Origin of the sequence: Streptomyces sp. NPDC002130, assembly GCF_040296465.1 — a bacterium.
GTDB lineage: Bacteria > Actinomycetota > Actinomycetes > Streptomycetales > Streptomycetaceae > Streptomyces.
The window spans coordinates 1-2,626 of sequence record NZ_JBEOXI010000525.1; the positions used below are offsets into that span (position 1 = coordinate 1).

The 2,626-nt window shown below is 73.6% G+C and carries 2 protein-coding genes; both read right to left on the reverse strand.

What is annotated here, in order from left to right:
* Positions 1-1,258 (reverse strand): protein kinase domain-containing protein (locus ABT116_RS42200; RefSeq protein WP_351645740.1); only part of this gene is annotated, 1,258 nt, incomplete at its 3' end.
* Positions 1,259-1,608: 350 nt separating this feature from the next.
* Complete coding sequence (locus ABT116_RS42205; protein WP_351645743.1) at positions 1,609-2,568, reverse strand: threonine/serine dehydratase family protein; 960 nt, start codon at positions 2,566-2,568, stop codon at positions 1,609-1,611.
* Between the last annotated feature and the right edge of the window lie 58 nt (positions 2,569-2,626).

Consider the following 2,626-nt stretch of genomic DNA (forward strand, 5'->3'; position numbering starts at 1 on the left):
CCTTGGGGAGCGCGACGGAGAAGCCCTCCGCCGCCCGGTAGCGCTGGAACCCGGGCGGCAGGGCCGTGGCCGGGGAGGAGGGTGTACCTGTGGGGGTGGGCTTGGGCGGCGCGGAGGGCGGGGAGGACGGAGTGGGCGTGGGGGAGGGGGACCTGGGCGGGCTGGGCGCCCCGGACGGTTCGGCACTGCCGCCGCCGGTGCCCTCACCGGGAGTGGCGGCGGAGGCCGGGGGGCGGGCCGGGGATTCGGCCGCCTCGCTGCCGCCGTCCGTACCGGGCAGCCCCTGGGTCGCGGCGAGCACGGCGACCGCCACCGTGACCACGGCCAGGGCCGTTCCCGCCACCATGGTGCGTCTGCTCCACGCCGGGTTGCCCGTCCGCACCGCGGCATAGGCGCCGCGCAGCCGCGGGACCGGTGCCGCGGCCAGGGCGGCATCGGGGTCCTCGCTGAGGGCGCGGGTCAGCGCCTCCCGCGCCACCGGGCGGGTCAGCCGCTCTCGCGAGTCCTTGCGGAGCAGCCCCTGCACGACCTGGGTGAGCGGCCCGGCGCGCACCGGCGTGCGCAGCGGAAGCCGGTCCACGCCCTTCAGGGTGTTCTCCGGGCGCCCCCGGTCCCGGAAGGGCGGGCGCCCCTCGACCGTCGTGTACAGGATCGCGCCGAGCGCCCACAGGTCGGCCGCGGGGCCGATGCGCTGGTCGCGGGCCTGCTCCGGGGACGCGAACGCGGGCGCCGTCAGCCGGGGCGCGAGGGTCGCGCCGGCCAGGCCGAAGCCGGTGACGACGACCGAGTGGTCCTCGCGCACGAACACCTGGCCGGGGCTGAGTTCGCCGTGCGTGATGCCCTCGGCGTGCGCGGCGTCCAGTACGTCGAGCAGCTCCAGGCCGATCCGCGCCGCCCGCACGTAGTTGAACGTGCCCTGTTCGGAGAGGAGTTCACCGAGGGGGGTGCCGTCGATCCACTCGGTGACCGTCCACAGGGCGCCGGCCTCCTCGACCGCGTCGACGGCCGCGGCGATCCGGCCGGGGCACAGCAGCGCCATGTTCTCGGTCGTGCGCAGCAGGCGGGCGGCGGCGCGGCGCTCGGCCCCGTACGCGTCCTCCGGAAGCCCGATCTGGGTCACGAGGCACGGGCGGGAGATCTCACCGGCCCCGGTGTCCTCGGCGTACCAGCAGATGCGGTTGGTCTCGCGATGAATGATCTCGAGCAGCCGGTACCGGCCGGCGACCAACTGGTGTGTGGAGACGTGCGCCCTGCCCATGGCCATCCCTCGCTGGAAACCTGGCTCTCACCTTTTCCAGAAGTACGGGGGGTGAGGCGGCCTGCGTTCAAACGGATCGCAACTCCGTGTTCATTCCTGTCTTTTGTTCAAAGGGTGGGATCAAGTGTGCGAAGAAAGAGGGCCTTTCACGGCTCCGGCGCTGCTGTGTGCGGCTCACCTCGGCAGCCCGGGTGCGGTTGGCGCGAGGAATTCGGCCGCCGCGGCCCGTTGATTCGGCAATTCGCGCCCGGGCCTGGTGGTAACCGGCGGTAAATGCGGACGTGTACAGCGTCTGAACTCGAAGCCCTCCGATGAATTTCACGACGGGATTCCCGGGAGGGGCCGGAACGTCAGCGCAGCCCGAAGCGACGCGACCAGGCGAACACGTCGTCCGTCGTCGCGTTGCCCCCGCACACCACCAGACCGAGCCGCGCTCCGTCGCCGACCCGTTCCAGGACCTGCCGGGCCGCGGGCAGCAGGCAGCCGGCCGCCGGTTCTGCCCACACCTTGGCGTGGTCGGCCAGGTCCAGCACGCCCCGCACGGCCTCCCGGTCCGGAACCACGAGGACCTCGGTGACCAGGGCGGAGACATGCTCGTACGTCAGCTGCGACACGGACGGGGCGCTGAGGGTGGAGACGATCGACGACAGGGCGACCGGCCGCGGACCGCCCGCCTTCAGCGCCTCGGACATGGCCTGGGCGCCCTCGGTCTCCACGCCCCACACCCGCACGCCGGGCCGGCACGCCCGCAGCGCCGCGGCGACACCGGCGATCAGGCCGCCACCCCCGATGCTCACGAGCACGTCGGTGAGTTCGCCGGCGTCGGCGGCGAACTCCAGCCCGACCGTGCCCTGTCCGGCGATCACCGCGGGGTCGTCGAAGGGATGGACCAGGGTCAGACCCTCGTGCTGAAGCCGCGTCATGAGCGCGAACGCGCCGTCCATGTCGTCGGTGAGCCGCACCGACGCGCCGGCTTCCTCCGCGATCTCCACGGCACGGGCGGGTGCCGAGCGGGGCATCACCACCGTGGCCTTCACATCGAGGGCCGCGGCCATGACCGCGACGGCGATCCCGTGGTTGCCGCCGCTGACCGCCACGACCCCGGCGGCCCGCTCGGCCTCGCCCAGCGACAGCAGCTTCGCCGTCGCCCCGCGCGCCTTGAACGAGCCGGTGCGCTGCAGCAGCTCGAGTTTCACGGTGACCGGTGCACCGAGCAGCGCCGACAACCCGGGGCTGTCCACGGTCGGGGTGCGCACGACGTGCCCGGCGATTCGCCCGGCCGCGGTTTCGATCTCCGGCATGCCGATCATGGCGGTGTCCTTCCGGCGCGGGGTCGCGGAACGCGCTGTATCGAACCCTGACGCGCGG

Coding starts and splice junctions, on each gene's coding strand:
- ABT116_RS42205 (WP_351645743.1), bottom strand. CDS start 2,568: ATGATCGGCATGCCGGAGATCGAAACCGCGGCCGGGCGAATCGCCGGG.